The following is a 26,925-nucleotide window of genomic DNA, read 5'->3' as shown; positions in this document are numbered from 1 at the left end:
CTTTCAGCTGAGGACGGGGCGGGGGGCGGAGAAGGTGAGCAGTTCGCGGACGAGGTCGTCGATCCGCTCGTCGAGGAAGCGCAGCGGCTCTCCCGGCGTCAGGTCCGCGGCGGTGGTGGCGACATGGGTGGGCGTGGACCATCCGCCGAGCGCCCGTACGACGGTGCGCAGCTGGTCGCAGGCGGTGCCCGCACCGCGCGGGCCGCCGCCCGCGGCGATGATCCCGACCGGCCGGCCGGCGAACGCGTCACCGGTGAGGTGGTCCAGCGCGTTCTTCAGCAGCCCGCTGAAGGAGCCGTGGTAGACGGGCGTGGCCAGCACCACGGCACGGCACGGGGCGACCCGGGCGCGCAGCAGTGCGGTCTGGCTCCCGGGTGGCGGGTCGTCGTAGTCCTCCAGCTCGTGCGGCCGGGAGAACTCCACGGCCAGGTCGAGCAGCGAGAGACCGAGGCCGGCCCGCTCGACGCGCTCGCCGGCCCGCAGGAGGATCTCCCGGGTCACCGAGTCCTTCGCGGCGCTGCCGAGGATGCCGAGGATCATCGCCGTACCTCCCGGCCGGCCGCCGGGCCGGTGACGATCCGCACCTCGCGCTCGGCACGCTCCAGCAGCCGCCCCAGTTCCGCGGGCGAGTCGTGGGCGAAGACGTGGGTGCTCACACCGGTGCCGGAGAACCGGGAGACGGGCAGTTCCTGCCCGACGCGCGCCCGTACGGACCGCACGTAGGCGTGCGGGGCGACGGCCGAGTCGTCGAACTCCAGCAGCGTGCCGCCGGTGCCGTAGTGCACGGTCCATCCGGCGTGCGCGGCGACCGGGTCGCGGCGGTGCGCGCGGGGGTCCTCCCCCGCGTCGGCGAGGATCTTGGCGTGGTCGAGGTCGATGCCGGTGGTGGCGCGGAACGCCTCGGCCACTCCGGCGCCGCCCGGCCGGGCGGCCACCTCGCAGAACGTCGGCCGGTCGCCGGTGAGGAACGCCTCCAGGTGCAGCACCCCCGAACGGACCCGCCAGGCGTCGACGACCTGCTCCAGCAGGCGTCCGGCCCCTTCGCGCACCGCGGGGTCGGCCGCCGTCGCCGACGACAGCGGCTGCCCGCGCCGCAGCGCCATGGTGTCGCGGGTGTAGACCGACACGGTCCACTCGGTCTCGCCGCCGTGCACCACGGCGTCGATGTGGCACATGGGGGCGTCGACGAACTCCTCGCACAGGTGCGTGCCCGGCGTGAACTCCTCGCGCAGCCAGGTCTCCACCTCGGACCGGCCGGAGAGCACCACCACGCCCTGGGACCCCGATCCGGCCCGCGGCTTGAGGACGATCCTGCCGTGGCGCTCGAACAGCGCGGTGACGTCCCCGGGGCCGTCGGCGAGCACCCCGTCGGCGCAGCGGATGCCGTGCTCGAGGGCGATGCGCTTCATGACGGCCTTGTCCAGGAAGCGGCGTACCCGCTCCGGGCCGTCGCCCGCCGCGCCGAGGAGCTCCCGCAGCCGGGCGGCGGGCTCCAGCAGCCGTTCCGACAGGGCGGCCACCCGGTGCACCGGATGGGCCGCGTGGACGGCCCGGGCCAGTGCGCGCAGTGCGAACGGATCGGTCAGGTCGGTGCGTACGGCCAGGTCGGCGGGGCCGCGGACGTCCACGGCCGACAGGACGGACAGCCGGAAGCGGTCCGCGGGCAGCAGCGGGGAGCCGTCCTCCCCGGTCCACGTCGCGGCACCGATCCGGTCCAGCAGCAGTACGTGGGTGCGGTCCAGCGGCGTGGTGCGCAGCACCAGCGACCGCTCCAGCCGTTCGGCGCCGCGGCGGGCCCGCTCCCGGTCGGGCGCGACCACCGTGTGCCGCAGCCACACCGTCGGCTCGGCCGGCCGGTGGACGTCGCCGGCCGCGGTGGACACCCGCGCCCGGAACAGCCCCGGCCGGCCGCGCAGCTCGTCCGCCGTGGTCGCCTCCACCGCCCGCCACGGCCCCGCGGGCGTGCGCACCGCCCGCTGCACGGCCACGGCCCGGCGGGTACGCGTCCCGCGTCCACCACGGCCGAGCGCGGCCTCGGCGACGACGGCGACCAGGCTGCGGGCGTGCACGGCGTCGTACAGGTCGAGTGTCGCGGCGTCGAGGCCGGTCAGCAGCTCCGGCGGTGACGCCGGTGCCCGGCCGGCCGGGAAGAAGCAGCGCACCACTCCCCTGAGCCGCGCCCGGCGGACCGCGCGCACGGCCAGGCCGGCGAGGCCGGCGCGCCGCGCCGCGGGCAGCTCCGACGGGCACAGGCGGGTGCCGCCGCCCTCCTCGTCGATCACCGCCACGGCCCGTACGTCACCGCGCTGCGTGACCACCACCACCGTGTGCCCGGGCGGCACGTCGGCGGCCGGCGTCACCCGGGCACCGGTCCGGTCCTCGCGCAACTGCCGTGCCACGGTGGCGGAGGAGAACGTCAGCAGGCCCCGCACCGGCCGGTCGGCGTGGGTGAGCCGGACCGCGTCCCGCACCTGGCGCGCCGTCGACGCGCGGTGCCACCGTCCGCGGCAGCGCCCGGCCCACAGGGCCCGCGCCCGCCGCTCGCCGTCGGCGCTCCCCGTCCACACCACGCTGACCCGCGCGGTCACCGCCCCGACGGCCTCCAGGATCCGCTCCACCGGTTCCTCGTCCCCGAGCAGCAGCATCAGGTGCTCCCCGCACGGGGTGTCGTCCCCGCGGCCGTCCGGCGCCGGGCCGACCCGTTCCAGCCGCAGCGACGCCAGGGCACGCCGGGCGGCCTCCTCGGCGGTGCGCGCGGCCTCCTCGGCGGTACGGCCGCGCGCCAGTACGTGGCCGAACCGGTCGTGGTTGGTGCGCAGCGCCCGTACCCGGTCCCCGGCGGTGACCTCGAGACGGGCCTCGACCACCGAGGCGTCCGGTCCGTCCACCGGCCCGGCGGCCCGCACCACGGCGTCCACGGGACTGGTCAGCTGGTGCAGGGCGACGACCGACTCGGCCGGCGCGGCAGGCCGCACCGGGTCCCCGACGGCCAGCGCCACCAGGTCGCGGGTGATCGACCGCCCCAGTGCCAGCGACATCTGACGCGTCACCACGTGCCCGGCGATCCGGCCGTTGACCTCGATCAGTTCCGGCCCGGTGGGGGTCAGGAGCAGCTCGGCGTGCACCGCCGAGGCGCGGATGCCGAGGGCGCGCACGGCGTCCAGGACGAAGGCGCGGGCCGCGGCCTCCTGCTCGGGCCGGGCCGGGAAGTGGCCGCCGAGCTCGGCGGTCTGCCCGGGCGGAGCAGGCAGCCGTTCGGCGAAGCCCAGCAGCACGGTGCGGTCGCCCTGCACCAGCAGCTCGGCACTGACGTGCCGGCCCACCGCGTACTCCTCGACCAGGGCGCGCGGCGGCCTGCCGTCGTCGCCGGCGGCCGCGCCGAGCACCCGCGCCAGCGCGGCGGCCGCCTCCGCCCGGCTCCAGGCGACACTCACCCCGACCGACCAGCCGCCCACGGTGGGCTTCACCACCACGGGCAGTCCGATCTCGTCCACGGCGGCCAGCCCCTCGGCCTCGGTGGCGGCCACCCGCCAGCGCAGCGACCCGATGCCGTGCTCGTCGAGCCGCGCCCGCACGGCCGCCTTGTCGCCGAGCAGCCGTGCCGCGGCCGGCGACTCGTGGGGCACTCCCAGGTCCCGGGCGAGTCCGACGACGGCCGGCAGGTGCACTTCGTCCCGGCAGATCACACCGTCCGGCGGCACCGGTCCGAGCCTGCCGCGCAACCGGTCGGCGAGGGCGCCCTCGGCCGTCAGGGAGACCTCGACCAGACGCGCGGCGCGTGCGGAGAGTTCGAATCCCGGCTTTCCCCGATAGGCGTCCAGGTTCGCGGTGACAAAGCTCACCTCGATACCCGCATCCGCCATTTCCGCGACCATGTCGAAACCGCGGACCGATGCCGTTTCCACCAGCACTATGTGCACGCCGCTCAGCTCCCTGGACCGGTTTCCTGCACTTCGTGCGAGCCTGTTCCGCGCACGGCCCGGCCTGCAAGGAGACGACCCGGAATCGGTCAGGTAGCCCTCCCGAGGCCCCTGTCCGGGGGCCCGTCGGCACCGTTCGGGGCTCTGTCAACACCACGGCGGCTAATACCCGAAGTTGCCACATTGCTGTCCGTCCGCTCGTCACCGGACGTTCCGGCGCCTAATTTCGGTGCCCGGCGAACGCGTCACCGCATTTCCCGCGGCGGCGTTCGCGCCCCCCTGGAACCGACGACCCCGAAAAAACGGAAACCTGTGACCCGAAAAATCCGGGAAACCGAGAAAAGGACGAGACGGCGTGCGGACCATTGACCTTCCGGCCTACGGATCAGGCCACTTCGCCCCACTCACCCACGTGGGATTCACCCCCGACGGGAAACGCCTGGCCACCTGCTCGTACGACGGCACGGTGATCGTCTGGGACACCGCCGACCCGACCCGACCGGTGCCGCTGGCCCGTCTGCGCCACCGCCGCCTGGTCAACGCCTCCGCCTGGAACCCGGCCGATCCCGAACTGCTGGCCACCGCCTCGGCGGACAAGACGGTCGCCGTGTGGCGGGTGGACGGCCGGGGCCGCGGCTCCCTGCAGACGGTGCTGGCCCGGCACACCGACGACGTCAACTCCGTCGCCTGGCTGCCCGACGGCAAGCGCCTGATCTGCGTCTCCGAGGACGGCCGCGCCACGCTGTGGTCGGCGGTCGACGGCGCGTTCCTCGCCGAGGTCGGTTCCCACGAGGCGCACTGCATGATGGTGTCGGTCAGCGCCCGCGGCCTGGTCGCCACGGTCGGCGAGGACGGCCTGGTCGCCGTCAGCGACCCCGACGGCGCCACCGGACCCGTCACCCGCCGCTACACCTCCTCCATCGAGGGCTGCGCCTGGTCCCACTCCGGCCGCCTCCTGGCCGTCGCCCGCGACGACGGCTCCGTGGACCTGCTCACCCCCGGCCTGGAGGTGGTGCGCACCGTCGCCGTGTCCACCTCGGCGGCCCGCGCGGTCGCCTGGGCGAAGGACGACTCCTGCTTCGTCGTCGGGGCCTACGACGGGGCCCTGCACTGCTTCGACGTCGTCGGCACCCGCCTGTACCGCGTCGACGACCGCCGGCTGTGGCCGCGTTCGGTCAGCGTCGCCGACGGCCTCCTCGCCGCCGGCAGCTTCTGGAACGGCCCCCACCTGTACGACCTCGACACCGGCCGGTGCGTGGCCGCGCCCGACGCCCCCACCCACGGCCCCAACGCGCTCGCCCAGTCGGGCGAGGAACTGCTCGTCGGCACGGACTCCGGACTCCTCGTCGCCCTCACCCCGCGGACCGCGGGCGACCCCGAGGTCCGCTTCGTCGAACTCACCGACGGCCCCGTCCTGTCCCTGGCCGCCGACGGCGACACCGTCTACGCGGGGACGTACTCCGGCCACGTGCTGCGCCACGACGGCGACGGCGTCACCTCCAGCGTCCCGCTCGGCGCACCCGTGCCCTCGCTCACCGTGCACGACGGCACCCTCGTCGCCGGCACCTACAACGGGGAGTTCGTCCTCCTCGACCCGCACACCCTGGACGTCCTGGAACGGACCGACGCCCACGACGGCTCGGTGAAGTCCCTCGCCCCGCTCACCGGCGGCTTCCTGTCGGCGGCCACCGACCGCACCGTCGCCGCCGGCCCCGTGCGCGGACGCGACCGGCTGTGGGAACACGGCAACCTCGTCAACGCGGTCGCCGCACTCGACGGCCGGGTCGCCGCCAGCGCCTCACGCGACCACACCGTCAAGACCGGACGGCTGCACCGGCTGCCCGACGGCACCTGGCGCGCCGAGGACGTACGGACACTGCTCGGCCCCGACGAATCCGTCAAGTGCGTGGCCCTCCTCGGCGACGCGGAGGCACCCGTGGTCCTGGCCGGCAGCTACGACTTCGGCCTGTACGCCTGGCGGATCGACTGGGACGACTCGGCCGCCACCCTCGCCTCCGGACACGTCGTCGCCGAGTTCACGCAGGGCCTGTCGTGCATGCTCCGCCTCGACGACGGCACCGTCGCCGTCGCCGGCTGGGACGGGCGCCTCCTCCTCACCGCCCTCGACGACACGGGCCGCCCCGTCGTCCGCCGCTCCTGGCAACTGGGCGACCTGCTCGGCCGCTCCGCACCGGCACCCGTGAACACCCGCACCGTGGAAGGCAGGGCCGCATGAACCACCTCACCGGACTGCCCGGCACCGCCACCGTCCGCGCCCGGGTACCCGTCACCCTCGACCGCGCGGCCGGCCGCACCGCCGAACTGGTCACCTTCCACGACCTGCCCGACCCCCAGGAGCACATCGCCTGCGTCCTGCCGCACACCCCCGGCACCGTGCCCCTGGTGCGGCTCCACAGCGAGTGCCTGACCGGCGACGTCCTCGGCTCCGCCCGCTGCGACTGCGGCCCCCAGCTCGACGAGGCGCTCACCGCCCTGGCCCACACGGGCGGCATCCTGCTGTACCTGCGCCAGGAGGGCCGCGGCATCGGCCTGTACAACAAGCTCGACACCTACGTCCTGCAGGACCAGGACATCGACACCTTCCGGGCCAACCGGCTCATCGGCCGCGGCGAGGACGAACGCGACTACCGCGCCGCCGCCGCGATGCTGCGCGCCCTGGGCCACACCCGCATCCGGCTGCTCACCAACAACCCCGACAAGGTCGCCCAACTGCGCGACCTGGGCATCCGCGTCGAAGCGGTCCTGCCCACCGGGGTCCACCTCACCCCCGACAACGCCCGCTACCTGTCCGCCAAGGCCGGAAGCGGCCACACCCTGACCCTGCTGAAGGAGGCGAGCGCATGAACCTCGAGGACGTCGCCCGCTCCCCGCACTTCACCGAACACGCCGACCTCGCCGACCCCGCCCGCGTCCACCCGGCACCGGCGGCCGGTCCCCCCTCCGCCGACCGGCTGCGGCTGGCCGCCGCCGTCGAGAACCCGTCGCTGCCCCTGACCGACCGGCTGGCCGCCGGAGGCATGCTGGCCCTGCTCGGCGACCCCCGCATCACCCCCGTACCGGCCGTCTGCTTCGTGCCCGGCGCCGCCGTCCCGATCGGCCTGCCCGCCGAGGAGGTCGGCCACGTCACCCGGGCCTGGGCCGACAAGGGCGTCGAGGAGTCCTGGATCGCCAAGGAGACCCCCGAACACACCGTGCGGATCGCCGACTTCTTCATCGCCCGCTACCCGGTGACCAACGGCGAATGGCGCGACTTCCTCGCCGACACCGGCCTCGAGGAACGCCCCACCACCTGGTACCTGGGCGCCTACCCCTGGGACCGCTCCAACCACCCCGTCGCCGGCATCCGCCCCGAGGACGCCGACCACTACGCCCGCTGGCTCAGCGAGCGCACCGGCCACCCCTGGCGGCTGCCCACCGAGGCGGAGTGGGAGTACGCGGCCAAGGGCCCCGAGGGCCGCCCCCACCCGTGGGAGGGCGGCTTCGACCCCGACGCCGCCAACACCCGCGAGAGCGGCGTGCACACCACCACCCCCGTCGGCGCGTTCCCCGCCGGCCAGGCCCCCTTCGGAGCCCACGACATGGGCGGCAACGTGGAGGAGTTCACCGCCGACGACTACACCCCCTACCCGGGCGGGGAACAGGTCGACGACCACCTCGTGCAGACACTCGGCTCCTACCGCGTGGCCCGCGGCGGCGGCTTCGCCCGCTTCGGCGACCTCACCCGCACCCGCCGCAGGCACGGCCCGTTCCCCGGCCCCCTGTACCCGGTCGGATTCCGCCTCGCCACCAGCGAGCGTCCCTCATGACACCGCCGACCCCGACCCTGACCGCCGTCGGCCACCGGTCCGCCATCGAACGGGCCCTGGCCGAGCGCCGCCCCACCGCCGCCGACATCGAGGCACCCTTCGGCCCCCTGGAACGACGCGCCCACCTGCTGCTGCCGAAACTGTCCGCGATCCGCCCCCTCATCGGCTCCACCCCCCTCGTCCCGGTGCCCAGCCGGGCGGGCCGCGGCACCGTGTGGCTGAAGATGGAGGTCGCCAACCTCACCGGCACGGTCAAGGCCCGCACCGCCTACGCGCTGCTGTGCGCGGCCGTGGCCCGGGCCGGCACCGCCCGGCTGAGGCTCGTGGAGTACTCCGGCGGCTCCCTCGCCCTGGCCCTGGCCGAGATGTGCGCGCTGCTCGGCATGGACCTGCACCTGGCCGTGCCCGACGGCAGCCCGGACCGCCTCACGGACACTCTGCGCCGGCACGGCGCGCAGGTCAGCCACGGACCCGCGGGCGCCGGATTCCTCGGTGCCATGGACGAGGCCGTCCGCATCGCCGAACGCGAGCAGCGGCACCTGCTGCTCCAGCACTGCGCCCCCGAGGCGGCCGCCGTGCACCGCGAACACACCGGCGCCGAGATCATCGCCCGGCTCACCCAGGAAGGCGTCGTCCCCAGCGGGCTGGCCGCCTCCGTCGGGTCCGCCGGCACGCTCGTCGGCACCTCCCGGGCCCTGCACACCCGCTGGCCCGGCCTGCGAACCGTCGCCGTCTTCCCCACCGAAGCGCCCTACGCCGACCACCACGCCCCCGGCAGCGCCCCCCGCATGACCGGCACCGGCGGTCTCGGCCACGGCCTCAGGCAGCCCCTGCTCGCCCCGTACGAGAACGACGTCCACTTCGCCGAGGTGGGCTACCCGCAGGCCCTGGAGGCGATGCGGGTGCTGCGCCGGACCCAGCGGATCGCCGTCTCCTCCAGCGCCGCCGGCGCCTACCTCGCCGCCTCCCGCATCGTCGACGAAGGCCCCCGCGACGGCCACGCCGTGGCCGTCGCCGCCGCCCGCGGAACAACCGAGGAGTGGACCCATGCCGACCGGCACTGACACCGTGGCGGACTACCCGGCCTACCGCCGGATCGTCGCCGACTCCTTCGGCACCTGGTACGGCCAGGGCCGCGACTCCTGGACCGGCGACGCCACCAGCGCGCAGGTGACCGGCTTCGTCCACGCCCAGGCACCGGTCCCGCCCGCCGGACGCCGGCTGAGGGTCCTGGACGTCGGCTGCGGCCGCGGCCGGCAGAGCACCGACCTGGCCACCCGCCTGGACGCCGACGTCACCGGCCTGGACCTGCTGCGCGTGTGGGACGCCCCGCCGCCCGAACGCGGCCGGGCCCGCTTCGTCCAGGGCGACTTCCTCGACCACACCGAGGACACCGGCGCCCTCGACCTCGTCGTCGACAACGGCTGCCTCCACCACCAGCGCCGCACCGACTGGCCCGCCTGGGCCGCCCACGGCGCGCGCCTGCTGCGTCCCGGCGGCGCCCTGGTCGTCAGCGTCTTCCTCAGCCCCGCCGACGAGGTCACCGCCCTGCCCCTCGACGACGGCCGGCTGAACTGGTGGCTGACCGAACGGGCCGTCACCGACCTGTACGCGGACGCCGGGCTCGCCCTCTCCGACCGCCTGGTCATCGACCGCGACTTCCAGTACCAGGGCCACCGGCTGTTCTACCTGGTGCTGTCCTTCCGCAAGACCGACGGATGACCTTCGTCCTCCGTGAAGGGACCCCACATGCTCAAGGAAATCGACCTGGCCCGGCCCGGCGGACACAGCCATCTGCGCAGCGCCCTGCACGACGGGTTCTTCCTCGTGCGCAACACCGTGCCCGAGAGCCTCCTGGACGAGGCGTACGACTTCCTCCGCGCCTTCTTCGCGCTGCCCGCCGAGGACAAGGACGCCTGCCGCGTCCCCGGCAGCAACGGCCAGGCCGGCTACACCCCGCCCCTGGTCGAACACGCCGAGAAGGGCGCCGTACCCGACTGGAAGGAACTCTTCCACTGGGGTGCGCCGCTGCCCGTCGGCCATCCGCTGCGCGTGCGCTACCCCGCCCGCTACCCCGACCCGTACTTCCCCGACCTCCTGGTACCCGGCATCGGCTCCGCGCTGCGCGAACTGCACGCGCGCATGCTGGACTTCCAGCACGACGTCGTGCGCACCCTGGCCGACGCGCTCGGCGCCCACCCCGACTACTTCGCCGACATGCTGGAGGACGGCCCCGTCGTCAACCGGGCCACCTGGTACCCGCCGATGGACCTGGCCCCCTCCGACCGGCACGTGTGGGCGGTCGAGCACCAGGACTTCGACCTGATCACCGCGCTGCCCCGGGCGACCGCGGCCGGCCTGGAGGTCCTGGTCGACGGCGAGTGGCTGGCCGTGGACGCGCCCCGCGGCTACGCCGTCGTCAACGTCGGCACGGTGCTCGACCGGCTCACCAACGGACTGGCCCGCGCGGCCGTCCACCGGGTGGTGGCCCGGCCGGGACAGCACGAGGGCCGGCTGTCCATCGTGCAGTTCTGCCACCCCGCCCCGTGGACCACGCTCGCCCCCCTGCGCGTCCCGGGGGCCGAGGACCGGCCGCAGCGTTTCGCCCCGCTGACCGCCGACGAGCTCTTCCAGCGCACCATGTACCGCATCCGACGGCTGGACGCCCCGTCCCCGGCGTCCACCCGGCGATGACCGGGCCCGGGCCCGGGCCAGGGCCAGGCGCCCCGGCCGCGGCCCCGAAGGCGGGCACGGACACCGGCGCGGGCGCGGACACCGGCGCGGGCACGGACGATCCGCGGAGCGGCACGACACCACCCGTCCGGCGCCCGGCCCCCCGCGGCACGGGCACCCCGGTCACCCTCCTCCCGCAGGCCCCCACTCCCGGACCCTCCGCTCCCGCTCCCGCCGCACCGCACGGCGGCGACACCCGCCCCGCCCCGGGCCTGCTGCGGCTGGTCCGCGAGGACCTGCACGCCGTCCTGGACCGCGACCCGTCCTGCTCCGGCCGCCCGGAGGCCCTGCTGCACGCCGGCTGGCAGGGCCTGGCCCTGTACCGCCTCGCCCACCGCCTCCACCGGCGCGGACACCGGCTGCGGGCCGCCCTGACGTCCCGTCTGGCCCGCCTGCTGACCGGCATGGAGATCCACCCCGGCGCACGCATCGGCCGACGCGCCTTCATCGACCACGGCTTCGGCGTCGTCATCGGGGAGACGGCGGTGATCGGCGACGACGTGACGCTGTACCACGGCGTCACCCTCGGCTCCCGCGGGTGGCTGCGCGACGGCGCCGCAACCCGGCGCCGCCACCCGGTCGTCGGCGACGGCGTCCTGATCGGCACCGGCGCGTCCGTCCTCGGCCCGGTCACCGTCGGCGACGGCTGCCGCATCGCCGCGCACGCACTCGTCCTGGACGACCTGCCCGCCCGCGGCACGACACCGCGCCGCACGAAGGCACCGCACCCCCGAAGGTGACGGACTCTCCCCCGGTCGTCCCGCCGCCACCCCGCCGTCCCGGATGCTGCACCCACGACTCGCACACGTGTACCCCCACACGCGTGCCCCGCACCCACGCCCGTGTCCCATCACGGAACACCCAGGGCCCACGTCCCACGGACGGAACGGAGAGTGACCCACGTGATCAGCAGGCGCTCCCTCATACGTGCCTCGGCCGGCGCCACGGCCGCCGCCGCCCTCACCACCACCACGGGCGGCCTCGTCCTGGCCGCCGGCGACACCACACCGTGGAACGACCTGCGCGGCCGCCTCACCGGCCGCCTGGTCCTGCCCGGTGACTCCGACTACGACACCGCACGGCAACTCCAGCTCGCCCAGTTCGACGCCGTCCACCCCCAGGCCGTCGCCTACTGCGCCACCAGCCGGGACGTCGCCGCCTGCGTCCGCTTCGCCCAGGACCACCACCTGGCCACCGCCGTGCGCAGTGGGGGCCACAGCGCCGCCGGCTACTCCACCGGCCCCGGCCTCGTCATCGACGTCTCCCGCCTGAACGCCGTCCGCACCGACGGCTCCACCGTCCACCTCGGCCCCGGCACCCAGGGCGTCGACGCCGTCAACGCCCTCGCACCCCTCGGCCTGCAGGTCGCCGGCGGCACCTGCCCCACCGTCGCCATGGGCGGCTGGGTCCAGGGCGGCGGCATCGGCTACGCGGCGCGCAAGTACGGCATGGGCGTCGACCGCCTCGTCTCCGCCCGCGTCGTCCTCGCCGACGGCACCGCCGTACGGGCCGACGCCGACCACCACGCCGACCTGTTCTGGGCCCTGCGCGGCGGAGGCGGCGGCAACTTCGGCATCGTCACCGACTACGAGGTCCGGCCCGTCCGGATGCCGGTACTGACCCTGTTCAACCTCAACTTCCGCTACAGCGACGCCACCCAGGCCATCCTCGCCTGGCAGGACTGGATGACGACCGGCCCCCGCGAACTCTTCTCGGAACTGATGTTCCTGCACTCCACCGACGCACCGGCCGGCACCGAACCGAACGTCGTCCTCACCGGCGCCTACCACGGCTCCAAGACCGACTGCGACCGCCTCCTGGACCGCCTCACCACCGGGATCGGCCACCCCGGCACCAGCCGCACCAGCACCGAACTCCCCTACGCGCAGGCGATGATGCAGGTCTACGGCTGCGGCGACAAAACCGTCACCGAGTGCCACCGCATCGGCTTCAGCCCCGAGGCCCAGCTGCCCCGCGACAACTACACCGCCCAGCGCAACCAGTACTTCGCCGAGCCCTGGACCACTACAACGGCCCGAGCCGCACTCGACGCCCTCACCGCCGACACCCGCCCGGGCCAGTTCCGCTTCCTCGGCCTGTTCCCCTACGGCGGCAGGATCAACGACATCGCCCCCACGTCCACCGCGTTCGTCCACCGCGACGCCGTCCTCAACGCGGGCTTCGCCGTCTCCCTGTACACCCCCGACCCCGCCCAGGACGACCGCGAGCACGCCCACACCTGGGTGGACCGCGCCCACACCACCATGAGCGTCCACTCCAACCACGAGTCGTACCAGAACTACATGGACCCGGCCCTGACCACGTGGCGCGAGGCGTACTACGGCCGCAACTACACCCGCCTGCAGGCCGTCAAGCGCTCCTACGACCCCTACCGCTTCTTCCACTTCGCCCAGGCCATCGACTGACCCGGTGCGCCCCGATCCGAAGGACCCACCATGACCCACACCAGCGCCCCGCGCGACGTCATCGTCATCGGCTCCGGCCCCGCCGGCTACACCGCCGCCCTCTACACCGCCCGAGCCCAGCTGAAACCCCTGGTCTTCGCGGGCTCCCTGCTCGTCGGCGGCGCTCTGACCACCACCACCGAGGTCGAGAACTTCCCCGGCTTCCCCACCGGCATCCAGGGCCCCGACCTCATGGACGGGATGCGCGAACAGGCCGAGCGCTTCGGCGCCGAGATCATCGACGACGACGTCACCGCCGTCGATCTGACCGGCGCCGTCAAGACCGTCACCGACTCCACCGGCACGCTCCACCGGGCCCGCACCGTGATCGTCGCCACCGGCTCGCAGCACCGCAAGCTGCACCTGCCCGGCGAGGACGCCCTCGGCGGCCGCGGCGTCTCCTCCTGCGCCACCTGTGACGGCTTCTTCTTCAAGGACCGCCACATCGCGGTCGTCGGCGGCGGTGACACCGCCATGGAGGAGGCCACCTTCCTCACCCGCTTCGCGGCCTCCGTCACCATCGTCCACCGCCGGGACACCCTGCGCGCCTCCAGGATCATGCAGGACCGCGCCTTCGCCGACCCCAAGATCAGCTTCGCCTGGAACAGCGAGGTGGCCTCCCTCCAGGGCGAGGACCGCCTCACCGGCCTGACCCTGCGCGACACGCTCACCGGGGCCGAGCGCCCCCTGGACGTGACCGGTCTGTTCGTCGCGATCGGACACGACCCCCGCACCGAGCTGTTCAAGGGCCAACTCGCCCTCGACGACGCCGGCTACATCAAGGTCGACGCCCCCTCCACCCGCACCAGCCTGCCCGGTGTCTTCGCCGCCGGAGACGTGGTCGACCACACCTACCGCCAGGCCGTCACAGCGGCCGGCACCGGCTGCGCCGCCGCCCTGGACGCCGAACACCACCTGGCGACGATGCGGACCCCCGCCCTGACCTGACCGCCTCGACGTGGTGTGCAGCTCGGGCGGGCAGGACCACCGTGGGACGGTCGGGAACGCTCCCGGCCACCGCGCCCCGACCCCGGTACTCCTCGACGCGCGTCCGTGTCGGGGAGCGTACCGGGCCTGCCGTACCCGCAACGTTCAGCGGGTGACGACATCCGGCAGCAGCACTCCCCCACCCGTTCCTTGGACCCGCACCACCGAAAGTCAGCCACGACGATGCCGGCAGTCGACGGACCAGGCACGCGTGTGTCACGGCAACCCCGTCCCGGTCCCAGCCACGCTTCCTTTTTCGAAGACCCCGGCGGACCCGTCGGCCGCCCACGGCGAACGACCACCCCGGCGGGGCACCGCAAGCCCGTCAGGGCTGAGGAGCTACCGACCCAGCGCGTACCAACTCCAGCCCCCGGAGGTCGACTTGGCGCCTTGTTGCCCTCAAGAGGGTCACCGATGTCATGGGAACGATGACCCCTGACATCAGCCCTCAAGGGCGGCACACAAAGACGGACCCGCACTTATAGAGAATAGAGCGGATCACATCTTCGCAGGTCAGAGGGGTTCACGACGCCTCAGAACATGACTCCCACGTCATTTTGAGCCCGCGTAAGTTGCGTTGAGAGTCAAGTTGCCCCGTATCCATTGCGACCTATGTGCGCAATCTCGCGAAGGGGGGTCCGAGTTGCCGCGGACATGACTTCAGAGTCACGATTCGACGCGCCCAACGCGCAGATAGGTCGCGTCGTTGCTATCTATATGCGCAATCACTACTGTGCCCTGCGTCTAGGTTTCGATCTTGAGGAGCACGTAGCGTCATGTCCGCACAGCCTCAACGGGACCCTCGCAGGGCCCCCGGCTCGCCCCCGCCGCGTGCGCCGAGTCCCACCAGTCCGTACGCCGGAGCCCTCGGTCCGAGGAAGAACCTCGTCGAGCTGCCCGTCGGCCACACGGCGGAGGTCAAACCCCCGGTCACCGCCGGTGACTTCATCGGCAAGTACTTCGCCCAGGACAGTCTGGAGTTCCTGCGCTGGGCCGCCAGGTACTTCAGGGACGACAACGTGACCCTGTGCGTACTGCTCTACATGATGGGAAGCCAGGAGGTCGGGGGAGCGGTCGAGCTCAAGCAGGCCGAGATCGCCGCCGAGCTGGACATGGATCCCGCGCAGGTGTCACGGGCCCAGAGCAAACTGAAGAGGCTGGGACTGGCCTACTCGCCGAAGAAGGGGTCGATCCAGCTCCAGCCCGCGGTGACCCTTCGCGGAGGCTACCGGCTGATCGAGAAGCCCGTTCGCGGGTCAGCGGCCAGGAGCGTCAAGGTCCAGGTGGAACAATTGAGCCTCCTCAACGAGCTCGTGCTCGACCCGAACGTTCCGGAAGAGTTCAGAGGTATGGCCCTTCCGGGGGCGAACCTGCCCGAACCGTCGTCAAAGAAGCGTAAGCGCAAGTGCAAGAAGCCGGAGGCGTGAGATGAGGACTGCAGCGTCCGCGAGCCCGGAGCCGCTGGATCTGACATACGGCACTTTCAACGGTTTCGCCTACATGCCGGCGATGCCGGGCATCGCCTACCGCGTGCTGTTCCGGCTCCTCGGGACGCAGGAGCCGGGAGGCCGCTGCCTGGTCACGGAAGAAGAGCTGGCCGAAGCCCTGGACGTGCACCGCTCCATGGTGGGACGGGGCCTGCAGGCCCTTATCCTCGCCAAGCTCGTGTTCCGTCAGGCCAAGGGCATCTACCTCCTCAACCCGATGATCAGCGGTGGGCGCAGCGTCACCGAGCACCTGGAGGCCATCGGGACGCTCGATCCCGCGGACCGCCTCGACGTCGACGACTATCAGGAGCGGTACGACGCCGCCGTCGCCCAGGCGGAGCAGGAGAAGAAGGAGAAGCGTCTGGGCCGCAGGAGTTCGCCCGGCCGCTCGAAGCCGACCAAGGCCGTCGCGGAGGGGACCGCGGAGGTACTGAGCCTCTCGACAGCCCGTGACCGGTCGCGGCGGAGGCCGTCCCGTTCGTGAGACGACCGGCACGACATTGAGGCCCCCGCCGGAGCGGGGGCCTCAATGTGTCTAGGTTTCGGAGGACAGCTTACCTTTTCACGCGCATCGACACCACAGAAGATCTTGACGTCGACGTCACGCCGGTGCCTCCAAGACCGGCCGACCGGCACCGCAGCGCCTGCTCCAGGACGGCCGGACCATGCGGAACAACGCCGTGTCGTCGATGGTTCGCCGGCGGGCGGGGCGGTGTCAGCACTTATCACGGCGTGATAATCCGGCCCGTGGCGTCGTCTCGGTGGCCCGGGCCGGGAGAGCGGCAGCAGAGGTCGACCACTCCGTGAGGCACCGCCGCCCGGCACTGTCCGATCGATGAACCACGGTCACCGGAGAGATCCCGGATCGAGTGGTGGCGTCTTCCCCGGCTGTCTAGAAGAGGCCTGCGCGAGCGTATGGCGTGAGGCTCTCGAGGATCTCGCGCATCCACGGGCTGCGGACGCCCGGCAGTCGGACCAGAGTGCGCCGGAACACTCCCCAGTCGGCCTGGAACAGGCTGTAGGGGTGAGGGAGGGGAGGATCGTCACGGAGGACGCCGTCGGGCATGACCCCCGACGCGGGGGCGGGCAGGTGCGGTTCGGGGAAGGCCAGCCACCACCACACCCCGAACGGCAGCGGCACCGGGTATGCCGAGGTGGCTTCGGCCGGCGTCCATGATTCCCCCGTCTGCGGGTGGACCGGCACGAGAAGGATGTCGGCGTCCGCGTCGGGGGCGGGCCATCCCGGTCCGGCCAGCACGGCCCGCCGCTTCGGCGCGTCTGCGGGCAACAGGGTGTCGAGGACACGTTGGAACACTTCCGCGGTCAGTCCGACCGGGACGGTCACCGGCCGGCCTTCCGAAGCCACCAGCAGATGGGCGAGAGCCCGACCGGCTGCCGCTTCCCATCGCGGGCTCCACGACCACCAGTGGTACAACCCCAGCCGCGGGCCTTCCCAGGCAGTGATCGGCTCGAACGGAGGTGTACCCCTCCCCTCCGCCGTCAACTCCGCCCAGGAGAGCGGTACGGCGTCGGTGCCCTCGACGGGTTGGCGGCGCACGGCGTCCGGGGCGAGCCACACCGCCTGCCAGAGCGAGCAGTCGTCGATCCGGCTCGCCACGGGCAGTCCGCAGGCCTCGCAGGCCATGTTGGGGCCGTCGGCCCCGTCGAGGCCGCAGCAGTAGCCACCGGCACGCTCCGGAATCAGCCGGGTGCCGCGGACATCCCCCGGTGCGATGACGATCGTGCCGGGGGCGCCGTCGGACAGGGTGTGGACCGGCGCGTGGATGCCACGGGCCGCCGCCTCGGCCGGATCGATTTCCTCCCACCTCCGCCACGGCGGCCCCCAGGGCTCCGGCTCCACGGCGAACGTGCCCGGCTCCATGAGTACGGGGAGCTGGATTCCGTTCCCGTACTTCTGGTGGGTGTGGACCGGCAAGGGGACCTGGGACAGCGGAGCGGTCAACTCGGCGCCGCACCCTGTACACACGAAGACGAACAAATGCCCTCCGCTTGGGAAACAAGGGCATCGTCACAGCTCGGCAGCGATCGGCCAACGTGTTTTTCCCGTGCGACCACCGGGCCGGAGCGCGACCACGGCGTGGAGTGTCAGCAAGTCCAGCTGCTTCTCGGCAACGCGGCGGACCCGCTCATGCAGTCCGGAGCGGTTCCGCTTGATGACGGCCAGGTGGTGAGCCCGCGCTCGTGCAGGAAGGAGGCGTGATCGTGCCGGGTGTGCAGGGCGTCGGCCTGGAGCGGCACCACCGAAGCACACCGAGCCGGAGGAACCTCACCCATCTCAGGATCACAGGTCGGTGATCGCTGTCGCCGACCTCCGTGGACGGAACACCTGGGCTACCGCGGCGGCCAGGTGGGTCAACGACGCGTCGAGCTCGTCGGCGGTGACGACCGGCAGCCGCAGCAGGTCTGCCGGGTGTGTGACCGCTGCCCAGTCGTAGGTCTGGGTCACCTCGGTACGGCCGTCGTCGGTCGGGGTGAGCTTCCAGGTGAAGCGGTGCCCGCTCGGGAGCTGCCCGGGCTGTCCGGGGGCCCAGCCGATGACCTGGTTCTCGGTGAAGGCGACGACGCGGTTCTCGATCCGGTAGTCGCCGCGCTCCTCACTGTGCATGGCCATGACGAAGGTGTCGCCGACGGCGGCGAGCGGCTGGGAGGTCTCGGCGTGCCGCAGTCGGCCGGTGGCGTCGAGTCCGGGGTGGCGGCGGGGGTCGCGGAGGACGGCGAAGATCCGCTCGGCCGGGGCGTCGAGCACCTGGGAGACGGTGGTGTGGGTCGGGCCCTCCATCGTGACCGGGTCGGGGTAGAACCGGGCCCAGGCGATCAGTCCGTCGCGGGTGGTGAGGATGACCGGGCCGCGCAGCAGGACCGTCGCTCCGGTCGGGGCGGTGCCTCGATACTCCCACTCCGACCACAACTCGTCGCCGTTCTGCGCGTGGCGCAGGATCTCGACCCGCAGGTCGGGCAGCCCAGCCAGGATCTTCGTCCAGTTCGCGGCGACCTCGCCGGAACCGATGAACCCTTCGGCCGGCCGCAGCGGTCGTTCGGCGACGTAGTCCTCGGTGAAACAGCCGGCGATCCGTTCCGGGACGTGGGAGTTGATCGCGTCGCGCAGTGATTGAAGGGCCTGGGGGAGCATGGCGTGGGTCTCCTAGCGGTGGTTCGTCCTGTCATGTCGATCATGAATATCGGAGGTGTCGCCCGACAACCGGACGCTGCCCTGACACCGTCCGGACAGCGGTCCGGACAGCGGTCCGGACCCGGTGGGCATAATCGACATCGTGAACGATTCAGCGGGACCGGCACGGAAGACGATCAGCTTCGCGGCGCTCCTGCGGGACTTGAGAGAGGCCAGGTCGCTGACCCAGCAGGAGCTGGCCGCCGCCGCCAAGGTGTCCGTCGACGCGGTCAGCGCGCTGGAACGCGGGCGACGGACCCAGCCCCAGCCGCACACCGTGCGGGCGCTGGCCACGGCACTGCAGCTCCGCGACGCCGACCGCATGGCGCTGCTGTCCACCCTGGGCCGGGCCGGGGACGCGGCGCTCGAAATGCCGTCCCGCACGCTGACGCCCCGCACGCCGTCGCCGCCGAGCGTCGAGGTGGTCGGACGGGACGACGAGGTCGCGGAGATCGTCGCCGCCCTGGGCACCACGCCGGGTCGGCTGGTGACGCTCACCGGTCCGGGCGGGGTGGGCAAGACCACCGTCGCCCTCGTGGCCGCTGATGTGATGGCCGCCGAGCGCCCGGACGCCGTGTACTTCGCCGACCTCACCGAGATCACCGAACCCGAGGACGTCCTGGCGGTCGTGGCCCACGCGGTGGCCTGCACCACCGACACCGTGACCGGACTCGCGGAGCATCTCGCCGGGACGTCGGCCCTGCTCGTCCTCGACAACCTGGAGCGCGTCACGGCCTGCGGCCCCCATCTGGCCGAGCTGCTCACGGCCTCCCCCGACACGGTGATCCTGGCCACCAGCCGCGTCCCGCTGCGCGTACGCCGGGAACGTGAGGTGCGTATCGCCCCGCTCGGTCCGAGCGCGGCGGAGCGGCTCTTCGGCGAGCGGCTGGCCGCCGCCGGGACACCGCCCAGGGGGAGGGCGGACGACAGTGCCGTCGCGCAGCTGTGCCGACGGGCCGACGGACTGCCCCTGGCCATCGAACTTCTGGCCGCCGCGGCGGCCCGGCTGGGGCCGCGGGCGCTGCTCGAGCGGATCGACGCGCTCACGGAACTGCCCGTGGCCGGCCCACAGGACCTGCCGGCGCGGCAACGCACCATGGCGGCCACCATCGAGTGGAGCTGCCGGATGCTCGGCCCCGCGGGCCGGCGCCTGCTCCCCCGGCTCTCCATGGTGCCGGGCAGCTTCTCCCTCGACACCGTCGACGCGATCGCCGCACCGGACGCACCGGACGCGGCGGGAACGGTGGGGGCACTCGCCGAGCTGCTCGAGCACTCCCTGGTGACCCGCGCCGACGACATGGAGCCGGTCATGCGGTACCGGCTGCTGGAACCGGTCCGCCGGCACGCCGTCGAGACCCTCGAACCGGCCGACCGGGAACACGTCCTTCGAGGCGTGGCCCGATGGGCCCTGCGGGCGGGACGCGAACACGGTGCGCGGATCCGGGGCCGCGGCGACATGACGGCGGTCGAGCAGGTCGAGGCCGACCGCCATGTGCTGCGGCTCGGCTTCGACCACCTCGTCGACACCGGCCAGTACGACGACGCCGCCGAGCTGCTGTGGTCCGTGTGGCTGCCGCTGTGGATGACCGGGCACACCCACGAAGCCCTGTCCTGGACCAACCGCCTGCACGAGGACGACCTGAGCGAACACGGGCGGGCCCGCTGGCTGGTGGCGCGCGCCGGGTCCAATCGCGTGGCCGCGGATCTGTTCACCACCGCGGAGCGGGCGATGCGCCTTGCCGAGCGGATCGACGACGCCTCGCTGGCCGCGGAAGCAGCGATCTTCGCGTCGGCGGCGGCGCTGCGCCTGGAGGACTTCGACGGTTCACGGACGCTGCTGGCCAGGGCAGAGGCCCTGTTGAAGAAGCGCCTCGATGCGGAGCACGACGTGTGGGCGGCCGTGCACGTGCCGATCGGCTACGGCGACGGTGCGCTGTTGCGCGGCGACCGGGCCGCGGCAGCGCGGCACTGGCGGGCCGCCGCGGACACGGCGCGAAAGCTGGGCAGTGAGTTCTCGGTCCCGGCGGTCCTCGCGGAGTGCGCGCAGGCCGCCCGCAGCGAAGGACGCCTGGACGACGCCGCCGTGATGCTCGCCGTCGCCGCCGAACTCTCCCCCCGGCAGGACGAGCGGCCGCGGACACACTTGGCGGGCGTGGCCGCAGCCGTGGCCGCCGACCTCGGTGACGCGGCATCAGCGCGATGGTGGGAGGCAGTGGCGGGCTCGGAACCGGCTCCGGACTCCGACCAACTCGGCGAACGGTTCCGAGAACTCGTCCGGCGTGCCGAGTCCCTTTCCGGGCGGGACTGAGCCCGGCCGTCCGCCCGTACCGGCGCTGTCCGGTCGCTGTCCGGTGGTCTCCCCCCGAGCGAGGCGGCCAGGATCGGGTTCATCGGGTCGGCCACCCCTACGGGCCGACCTCCGTCGACCCCGAGGAAGCCCTCCATGACAGCCGCCCCCGTCGTGCTCGCCGCGACCCCGCTCACCGGTCACGTCCGGCCGGTCCTGAACCTCGCCCGCCACCTCGTCGCGGCCGGACGACAGGTCACGGTCGTCAGCGGCAGCCGGTTCGCGCGGCAGGCCGAAGCAGCGGGGGCGGCGTTCGTCCCGCTGGCCGGACCGGCCGACTTCGACGACCGCCGCCTCGGTGAGCTGCAACCGTGGCTGCACGAACTGCCGCCGGGCCCGGCCTTCCTGGAGGCCATGTTCGGCTGGTTCACCGACATGGCACCGACGCAGAACGCCGTGCTGCAGGAGGTGCTGGCACAGCAGCCGGACGCCGCCGTCATCCACGAGGCCGCCTTCTACGGAACGTGGCCGCAACTGCTGGGCGCACCCGGGATCCGGCCACGGCGCACCGTCGGCCTCGGGATCTTCCCCCTGACCCTCAGCGGGGCCGAGCTGACCATGATGGGGCCTCCTCCCCCGCGCGCCGGGCTCGACGTGCGGGGAGCGGCTGCGGCGTTCAACGCCGAACTCGCCGCCCAGCTCGCCGACGCCACCGCGCACGCCCAGCACGTCATGGCGGGGCTGGGCGCGACGGCCACACTGCCCGTGATCAGCGACGCGCAGATCCTGCTGCCCGACGTGTTCGCCCAGCTCACCGTCCCGTCCTTCGAGTACCCCCGGATCGATGCGCCGCCGACGCTGCGGCTCATCGGGGCCCTGCCGCCCGAACCGCCCACCGCGTGGCAGCCCCCCTCCTGGTGGCCCGAGCTGTCGCAGCGCCGCGTCGTCGCGCTCACCCAGGGCACGGTGGCCAACCACGACCTGACCGATCTCGTCCAACCGACACTCGACGCGCTCGCCGACGAGGACGTGCTCGTCGTGGCCGGGCTCGGCGGCCGCAAGATCGCCCCCGGTGACCTGCGCGTGCCGCCGAACGCACGCGTCGAGTCGTTCATCCCGTTCGACGCGCTGTTCCCACTGGCCGACGTCGTGGTCACCAACGGCGGATACGGCGGCGTGCAGCTCGCCCTGCACCACGGTGTGCCGCTCGTCGTGGCAGGCGGCAGCGAGGACAAGCCCGCCGTGGCCGCCCGGGTCGCGGACTTCGGAGTCGGTATCGACCTGCGCACCGGACGACCGGAAACCGCCGCGGTCGGACAGGCCGTCCGGCGGGTGCTCGACGAGCCGGCGTTCCGACGCCGGGCGCGGGACCTGAGCGCCGAGTACCGGTCCGCAGACCCAGTGCGCGCCGTTCTCGACCTCATCGAGGTTGCATGACCTCTCCGTTCGCGACCGCCCGTTGTGGCTCGGCCGGCCTCGTCGACGGTGAACGACGTCCCCGTTCGGCACGGCCCCGGCAGCGTGGAAAGCGTCAAGCACTGTCGGCTCGCCCCGGCCCTGTTCGAGTACCGCAGCCCGGCCGGACGCCACTTGCGACCCGACTCCGGAATCGGGTCGCTTCACTGTCGAGGGCAGATACGAGCTGAAGCTTCCCAAGGACTCAGCAGCGGCGGTCGGTTCGACTGTCACCGGGGCGGCCACCGCGGACCCCGCCGAACTCCACGACCAATGGATCGCCTTCCCCCGCCGCTGCCTCTCCGACGAGAGCATGGACGCCCCCCCACCCCGACCGCGGGCCGACTTCAGCCCTCCCCACCACAGAAGACCTGCGGGAGCCCGTTGCCATGGGCGCAGCCGTGCCGGACGGCAATTATCACGGCGTGATAATCCAGCTGGGGTGCCCACCGGGTGAAAACGCGTCAGAACTTGCAAAGCGGGTGCCATTACACCTTCAGAAGTCAGTATGCTGACGTCATGGCTTCTCCTTACCCCGACGGAGACCGGGAAAAGGTAGCGTCCAAGCTGCCCTCGGCGCTCCAGCAAGCACTCAAGGTTCGCGCCGCCGAGCTCAGCCTGGACATCCAGGACGCCGTCGAGGCGGCCATCAACGACTGGCGCGGCAGCGCGGGCGGTGGCACCGAAGTGGACACCGCCGGCGCGAAGTCGTTCTCCACGTGGCTTCCGCCAGGGCTGTACGAGCAGTTCAGGGAGACCTGCACCGACCGCGGCGTCTCCTATACCCAGGGACTCGCCCAGTCGATCCGTGACTGGCTCGACGCGAACCCCTCCCCCCGGCACGGCGCACGCGGGACCGATCCCGAACGGAAGATCGTCGGCAACCAGAAGGGCGGGGTCGGCAAGACCGCCATCTCCGCCGGCATCGGCCAGGCCTACGCCGAGGCGGGCAAACGCGTCCTCGTCGTCGACTTCGACCCGCAGGGACACCTCAGTGAACAGCTCGGCGTCCCCCAGATCGAACCCAACCACGACAGCCTGGTCTCCCACATGTGCGGCGAAGGCAGCGGGGACCTGCGCGACCTCGTCGTGGAGATAGACGATCCGCGGTTCGAGAAGCGCCTGCACGTCCTGCCCGCCTGCTTCGACGGGTTCCTCCTCGACGCGAAGATCGCCGTCGTGGCGACGCAGAAGCGCGGCTTCCAGAAGGAAGCGGCCCTCGAGCTGGCCCTGCGCCCCCTGGAAGCCGACTACGACGTCATCATCGTCGACTGCCCGCCCAGCCTCGGCATCGCCATGGACGCCGCCCTCTACTACGGGCGCCGGCGCCGCGGCGAGCCCGTCGGCGTCTCCGGGGTCGTCATCCCCGTACTCGCCGAGGACTCCTCCGCCACCGCCTACGGCATGCTCGCGCAGCAGATCGAGGACCTCTGCGAGGACCTCTCCCTCGAGATCGACTACCTCGGCCTGGTCGTCAACCTGTACGACTCCCGCCGTGGTTACGTCGCCACCTCGTCCCTGGACAACTGGAAGTCGCTCGGAGACCCGAAGGTCCTCGCCGTCATCGGCGACCTGAAGGAACAGCGCGAAGCGGTCCGCAAGCGGATGCCGTTGCTGACCTACGCGCCCCACAGTGATCAGGCGGAAGCGATGCGACAGGTAGCGAAGGGAGCAACCCGTTGAGCAAGGCGGACACCCTGGGGTCGGCACCCGCGTTCGGCGCGGCCCGCGGCGCCCGGTCCTCCCGGCGCAACCTCATCGACAAGACCATCGCCGGCGAGGAGTCGACCGCGGCGGCCATCACCGAACTGCCGGTCACCCTCATCAGCGACAACCCCGACAACCCGCGCGACCACCTGCGCAACCTCGACGAGACGGTGCAGACCGTCCGCGAGGTCGGCATCATCATCCCCATCGCCGTGGCGACGATCGAGGCCTACCTGCGCACCCGGCCGGACCGCGCCGCAGAGCTGTACCCCGGGACGCAGTACATCGTCGTCGACGGCCACCGCCGCCTCGAGGCCGCCCGCCGCGTCGGAATGGCCACCATCCCGGTCCGCGTCGACAACGGACGGGTCGCCACCGACGAGACGCTCCTCGAGGCCGCGTTCGTCGCGAACTACCACCGCGACGACATGACGGACCTCGAGGAGGCCCACGCCCTCAAAGCCCTGGTCGACTACTACGGCTCCCAGACCAAGGCGTCCAAACGGCTGGGCATCCCGCAGAACACCATCTCCAGCAAGCTGTCCCTGCTGAAGCTCACCCCCGAACTCCAGAAGGACCTGGTGACCGGGGTGCGGAAGGTCGAGCACGTCCGCAACCTCGGCAAGCTGTCCCCCGAGGAGCAGAGGGCCAAGGCGGACGAACGGGCGGAGGCGGCCCTCAGGAAAGCGGAGACCCGGCCGCAGGAAGACATCGAGCGCTCGGCAGGCCCCGCCGATCATCACGGCGTGATAATCCCGAAGACGCCTGCCGAGCCGGCCGCTCCGCCGCCCCCTCCGCTCCGGCCCGGCGCGGCCACGTCGTCCGCCGAGCGCGAGCAGGCCCCCGAGTCCATCCCGGAACCGCGCACCGGCGCAGGGGAACCCGGGACGGCGAACGCGGAAGCGGAACAGCCGAAGCAACCGAAGCGGCTCCCCTACGACGACGCCTTCTACTGCGTGCACCATCTCCACCAGAAGATGAAGCCCGAGACGTTCGTTCAAGGGGCCCGGGTGTGGATGGACGTCCTGCGGGAGCAGCACCCGGACGAGTACGAGGCCCTGCTGGCCGAACTGAAAACCCGGTAACAGAGCCCCACCCCTCGGCCTGGATGCGGTCAAGACGAGACACGTGCAGGGGGAGCCCGGTCGGGGGCCCCGCCGATTATCACGCCGTGATAATCCCGAAGCCCCCGACCGGTCCAGCCACTTCACCGCCCCCTCCTACGCCGCTCCAGGACCAGGGACGACGGGCACCGTACGTGGAAGACTCGGCGGTCGATTCGCCGAGCCAGAAGGGTCATGCGCCGTGTCGGACACCGCACCGCCGCCGGTCCACCTCGACAAGGTGCTGGAAGGACTCGCGGAGAACCCCGCGTTGCCGCCCGAGTACGTCCGTCGCCTCCTCGCCCACCGCAAGAGCCGTCGCGGCGTCGCCGGGCGCCCGGATCTGACCGACGGCATGATCGCCGAGATCATCGCCCTGGACGACCACTGGCTCACGCATGCGCTCGCGCTCAACCGCAGCCTGCCGGACGCCTTCCGGATGACGCTCGCTGAGCACCCGGACCCGGCGGTACGGAAGGCCGTGGCGGTCGGCGCGGACGGCGGCGCACCGCGTGAGTTGTTCGAGCGGCTGCTCGGCGACAGCGAGCCGCGGGTGCGGGAGCAACTGGCGCAGAGCGATCGGATGCCGGAGGACCTGCGCGCCCGGCTGGCCGCCGACCCGGATCCGGAGGTACGGGCGACGCTCGCCCAGTGGTGGACGCAGGCGCCGGAACTGATACGCCGGACCCTGCTGACGGATCCCGAGGGCATGGTGCGGGCACGAGCCTGCGCGACCTACTACGCGCGGCTTCCTCACCCCGTACCGCCCGCCGACCTGCTCCCGGCGCTGCTGGCCGACCCGGTCACGCGCGCCGGGGCGGTGCGCCACTGCACCCTCGACACCGACACGGCCCGCCGGCTGGCCGACGACCCGGCCCCCGAGGTGCGGGAGGAACTCGCCGGGCACCCCGACCTCCCGCCGTCGCTGCGCGACGTCCTCGCCGAAGACTCCAACCCGCAGGTCAGGCTCCGCGTCTTCGCACGCCCGGACACCCCTGAGCCGACCCGCGCCGCGATCCACGCACGGTTCCTGTCCGACGTGCCCCCGCGGGACTGGCTCACCGATCCCCACGCCGACCTGGACGACGACGCGCTCGAACTGCAGATCCTGAGCGAGATGGCGCATGTGCAGCTACGGACACTGCGCCTGCCGTGGGTGACCGCCGACCCCCTGCCGCACGTGGACTCGCCCTATGCCTGCTTCCGCGCCTCGGCGGCGATGTCCGGCGCCCTTCCCGCGCCGGTCGTGGCCCGACTGCTCGACGACGAGGACAGCGGCGTCCGTACGGCCATGGCCCTGCACGCCCGGGACCTGGTCGACGCGGCCACCGCCGAACGCATCGACCGCACCCACCGCCCGGTGAAGAGGACCCGCTGGCGTCCGGCGGATGACTTCCCCCTCCCGACGGACGTCCTCCGGCGCCTGGCCACCGACCCCGACCCGAGGATGCGGCAACTGGCCCCACGCGACCCCGACCTGCCGGTGGAACTCGTCCGCCACCTGGCCGCCGATCCCGACCCCACCGTGCGCCGCACGATCGCGACCCATCCCCGGCTTCCGGTCCGCGAGCTGACGCGGTTGCTGGCCGACCCGTCGGAGCAGGTCGCGGCCACCGCGGCCGGCAACCCCCGCCTGCCGCCCGCACACATGCGACAACTCCTCGCGCTGGCGGGCCTGTGAGGCCGGCGTGTGCGCTGCGGGCAGTCGGCCGGAGGTCTTTCCCGCCGGACCCCGGCCCGACCTTCCCCCGGGGCCGTGACACG

Annotated in this window: 20 protein-coding genes; 16 read left to right on the top strand and 4 right to left on the bottom strand. The window is 72.8% G+C overall.

Features of this window, described 5'->3' with window-relative positions:
• Positions 1-3 precede the first annotated feature (3 nt).
• Positions 4-540, bottom strand: coding sequence for an NADPH-dependent FMN reductase (locus ACH5AO_RS29355; RefSeq protein WP_398929851.1), 537 nt, complete (start codon positions 538-540; stop codon positions 4-6).
• The gene (locus tag ACH5AO_RS29350; protein WP_398929849.1) at positions 537-3,863 is read right to left on the bottom strand and encodes an ATP-grasp domain-containing protein; all 3,327 of its coding nucleotides are present in this window, start codon (positions 3,861-3,863) and stop codon (positions 537-539) included. Before ACH5AO_RS29350 ends, ACH5AO_RS29355 begins: the two co-directional genes overlap by 4 nt.
• A gap of 412 nt (positions 3,864-4,275) precedes the next feature.
• Here ACH5AO_RS29350 and ACH5AO_RS29345 point away from each other — a divergent pair, with 412 nt between their 5' ends.
• The 11 genes from ACH5AO_RS29345 (at position 4,276) to ACH5AO_RS29295 (ending at position 15,903) form a co-directional block, all read left to right on the top strand.
• The gene (locus tag ACH5AO_RS29345; protein ID WP_398929847.1) at positions 4,276-6,156 is read left to right on the top strand and encodes a WD40 repeat domain-containing protein; all 1,881 of its coding nucleotides are present in this window, start codon (positions 4,276-4,278) and stop codon (positions 6,154-6,156) included.
• Positions 6,153-6,785 (top strand): GTP cyclohydrolase II RibA, encoded by a 633-nt coding sequence (gene ribA, locus ACH5AO_RS29340; RefSeq protein ID WP_398929845.1) that lies wholly within the window; start codon positions 6,153-6,155, stop codon positions 6,783-6,785. Before ACH5AO_RS29345 ends, ribA begins: the two co-directional genes overlap by 4 nt.
• Positions 6,782-7,747, top strand: a complete 966-nt coding sequence (locus ACH5AO_RS29335) for a formylglycine-generating enzyme family protein (protein WP_398929843.1) — start codon at positions 6,782-6,784, stop codon at positions 7,745-7,747. The genes ribA and ACH5AO_RS29335 overlap by 4 nt, the downstream gene beginning before the upstream one ends.
• The gene (locus tag ACH5AO_RS29330; RefSeq protein WP_398929841.1) at positions 7,744-8,811 is read left to right on the top strand and encodes a pyridoxal-phosphate dependent enzyme; all 1,068 of its coding nucleotides are present in this window, start codon (positions 7,744-7,746) and stop codon (positions 8,809-8,811) included. The genes ACH5AO_RS29335 and ACH5AO_RS29330 overlap by 4 nt, the downstream gene beginning before the upstream one ends.
• Entirely contained in the window at positions 8,795-9,469 is a 675-nt protein-coding gene (locus ACH5AO_RS29325) for a class I SAM-dependent methyltransferase (protein WP_398929839.1), read from the top strand. The genes ACH5AO_RS29330 and ACH5AO_RS29325 overlap by 17 nt, the downstream gene beginning before the upstream one ends.
• A 27-nt stretch (positions 9,470-9,496) precedes the next feature.
• Positions 9,497-10,441 carry an isopenicillin N synthase family dioxygenase gene (locus ACH5AO_RS29320; RefSeq protein ID WP_398929837.1) on the top strand — a complete coding sequence of 315 codons (945 nt, stop codon included), beginning with the start codon at positions 9,497-9,499 and terminating at the stop codon, positions 10,439-10,441.
• Positions 10,438-11,220, top strand: a complete 783-nt coding sequence (gene epsC, locus ACH5AO_RS29315) for a serine O-acetyltransferase EpsC (protein ID WP_398929835.1) — start codon at positions 10,438-10,440, stop codon at positions 11,218-11,220. The genes ACH5AO_RS29320 and epsC overlap by 4 nt, the downstream gene beginning before the upstream one ends.
• A 162-nt stretch (positions 11,221-11,382) precedes the next feature.
• Positions 11,383-12,906 carry an FAD-binding oxidoreductase gene (locus ACH5AO_RS29310; protein ID WP_398929833.1) on the top strand — a complete coding sequence of 508 codons (1,524 nt, stop codon included), beginning with the start codon at positions 11,383-11,385 and terminating at the stop codon, positions 12,904-12,906.
• A 30-nt stretch (positions 12,907-12,936) separates the two neighbouring features.
• A complete protein-coding gene (gene trxB, locus ACH5AO_RS29305; protein ID WP_398929831.1) occupies positions 12,937-13,893 on the top strand; it encodes a thioredoxin-disulfide reductase in 957 nt (318 codons plus the stop codon).
• Positions 13,894-14,708: 815 nt separating this feature from the next.
• A complete protein-coding gene (locus tag ACH5AO_RS29300; protein WP_398929829.1) occupies positions 14,709-15,359 on the top strand; it encodes a hypothetical protein in 651 nt (216 codons plus the stop codon).
• A gap of 1 nt (position 15,360) precedes the next feature.
• Positions 15,361-15,903 (top strand): hypothetical protein, encoded by a 543-nt coding sequence (locus ACH5AO_RS29295; RefSeq protein WP_398929827.1) that lies wholly within the window; start codon positions 15,361-15,363, stop codon positions 15,901-15,903.
• Positions 15,904-16,311: 408 nt separating this feature from the next.
• On the opposite strand, the gene ACH5AO_RS29290 is transcribed toward ACH5AO_RS29295, so the two are convergent.
• A complete protein-coding gene (locus tag ACH5AO_RS29290) occupies positions 16,312-17,418 on the bottom strand; it encodes a hypothetical protein (RefSeq protein ID WP_398929825.1) in 1,107 nt (368 codons plus the stop codon).
• 303 nt (positions 17,419-17,721) lie between these two features.
• A complete protein-coding gene (locus ACH5AO_RS29285) occupies positions 17,722-18,570 on the bottom strand; it encodes a nuclear transport factor 2 family protein (protein ID WP_398929823.1) in 849 nt (282 codons plus the stop codon).
• Between the two features lie 142 nt (positions 18,571-18,712).
• On the opposite strand from ACH5AO_RS29285, the gene ACH5AO_RS29280 reads away from it, so the two are divergent.
• From ACH5AO_RS29280 to ACH5AO_RS29260, 5 genes are all read left to right on the top strand, one after another.
• The gene (locus tag ACH5AO_RS29280; RefSeq protein WP_398929821.1) at positions 18,713-20,917 is read left to right on the top strand and encodes an ATP-binding protein; all 2,205 of its coding nucleotides are present in this window, start codon (positions 18,713-18,715) and stop codon (positions 20,915-20,917) included.
• A gap of 135 nt (positions 20,918-21,052) precedes the next feature.
• Complete coding sequence (locus tag ACH5AO_RS29275; RefSeq protein WP_398929819.1) at positions 21,053-22,333, top strand: nucleotide disphospho-sugar-binding domain-containing protein; 1,281 nt, start codon at positions 21,053-21,055, stop codon at positions 22,331-22,333.
• A 537-nt stretch (positions 22,334-22,870) separates the two neighbouring features.
• On the top strand, positions 22,871-24,034 hold the full coding sequence (locus ACH5AO_RS29270) for a ParA family protein (protein ID WP_398929817.1): 1,164 nt from the start codon (positions 22,871-22,873) through the stop codon (positions 24,032-24,034).
• Entirely contained in the window at positions 24,031-25,143 is a 1,113-nt protein-coding gene (locus ACH5AO_RS29265) for a ParB/RepB/Spo0J family partition protein (RefSeq protein WP_398929815.1), read from the top strand. Before ACH5AO_RS29270 ends, ACH5AO_RS29265 begins: the two co-directional genes overlap by 4 nt.
• 220 nt (positions 25,144-25,363) lie before the next feature.
• Entirely contained in the window at positions 25,364-26,842 is a 1,479-nt protein-coding gene (locus tag ACH5AO_RS29260) for a hypothetical protein (RefSeq protein ID WP_398929813.1), read from the top strand.
• Positions 26,843-26,925: the final 83 nt, after the last annotated feature.

Source organism: Streptomyces sp. NPDC018964 (assembly GCF_044390325.1).
Taxonomy (GTDB): Bacteria; Actinomycetota; Actinomycetes; order Streptomycetales; family Streptomycetaceae; genus Streptomyces.
The sequence above is the reverse complement of the archived record's forward strand: the minus strand, read 5'-3'. Positions and strand labels throughout refer to the sequence as shown.

Excerpts from the sequence above, each read along its gene's own strand:
- epsC (WP_398929835.1), top strand. The coding sequence starts at position 10,438 with ATGACCGGGCCCGGGCCCGGGCCAGGGCCAGGCGCCCCGGCCGCGGCC.
- ACH5AO_RS29350 (WP_398929849.1), bottom strand. The coding sequence starts at position 3,863 with ATGGCGGATGCGGGTATCGAGGTGAGCTTTGTCACCGCGAACCTGGAC.
- ACH5AO_RS29355 (WP_398929851.1), bottom strand. The coding sequence starts at position 540 with ATGATCCTCGGCATCCTCGGCAGCGCCGCGAAGGACTCGGTGACCCGG.
- ribA (WP_398929845.1), top strand. The coding sequence starts at position 6,153 with ATGAACCACCTCACCGGACTGCCCGGCACCGCCACCGTCCGCGCCCGG.
- ACH5AO_RS29325 (WP_398929839.1), top strand. The coding sequence starts at position 8,795 with ATGCCGACCGGCACTGACACCGTGGCGGACTACCCGGCCTACCGCCGG.
- ACH5AO_RS29295 (WP_398929827.1), top strand. The coding sequence starts at position 15,361 with ATGAGGACTGCAGCGTCCGCGAGCCCGGAGCCGCTGGATCTGACATAC.
- ACH5AO_RS29270 (WP_398929817.1), top strand. The coding sequence starts at position 22,871 with ATGGCTTCTCCTTACCCCGACGGAGACCGGGAAAAGGTAGCGTCCAAG.
- ACH5AO_RS29300 (WP_398929829.1), top strand. The coding sequence starts at position 14,709 with ATGTCCGCACAGCCTCAACGGGACCCTCGCAGGGCCCCCGGCTCGCCC.
- ACH5AO_RS29330 (WP_398929841.1), top strand. The coding sequence starts at position 7,744 with ATGACACCGCCGACCCCGACCCTGACCGCCGTCGGCCACCGGTCCGCC.
- trxB (WP_398929831.1), top strand. The coding sequence starts at position 12,937 with ATGACCCACACCAGCGCCCCGCGCGACGTCATCGTCATCGGCTCCGGC.
- ACH5AO_RS29335 (WP_398929843.1), top strand. The coding sequence starts at position 6,782 with ATGAACCTCGAGGACGTCGCCCGCTCCCCGCACTTCACCGAACACGCC.
- ACH5AO_RS29320 (WP_398929837.1), top strand. The coding sequence starts at position 9,497 with ATGCTCAAGGAAATCGACCTGGCCCGGCCCGGCGGACACAGCCATCTG.
- ACH5AO_RS29285 (WP_398929823.1), bottom strand. The coding sequence starts at position 18,570 with ATGCTCCCCCAGGCCCTTCAATCACTGCGCGACGCGATCAACTCCCAC.
- ACH5AO_RS29275 (WP_398929819.1), top strand. The coding sequence starts at position 21,053 with ATGACAGCCGCCCCCGTCGTGCTCGCCGCGACCCCGCTCACCGGTCAC.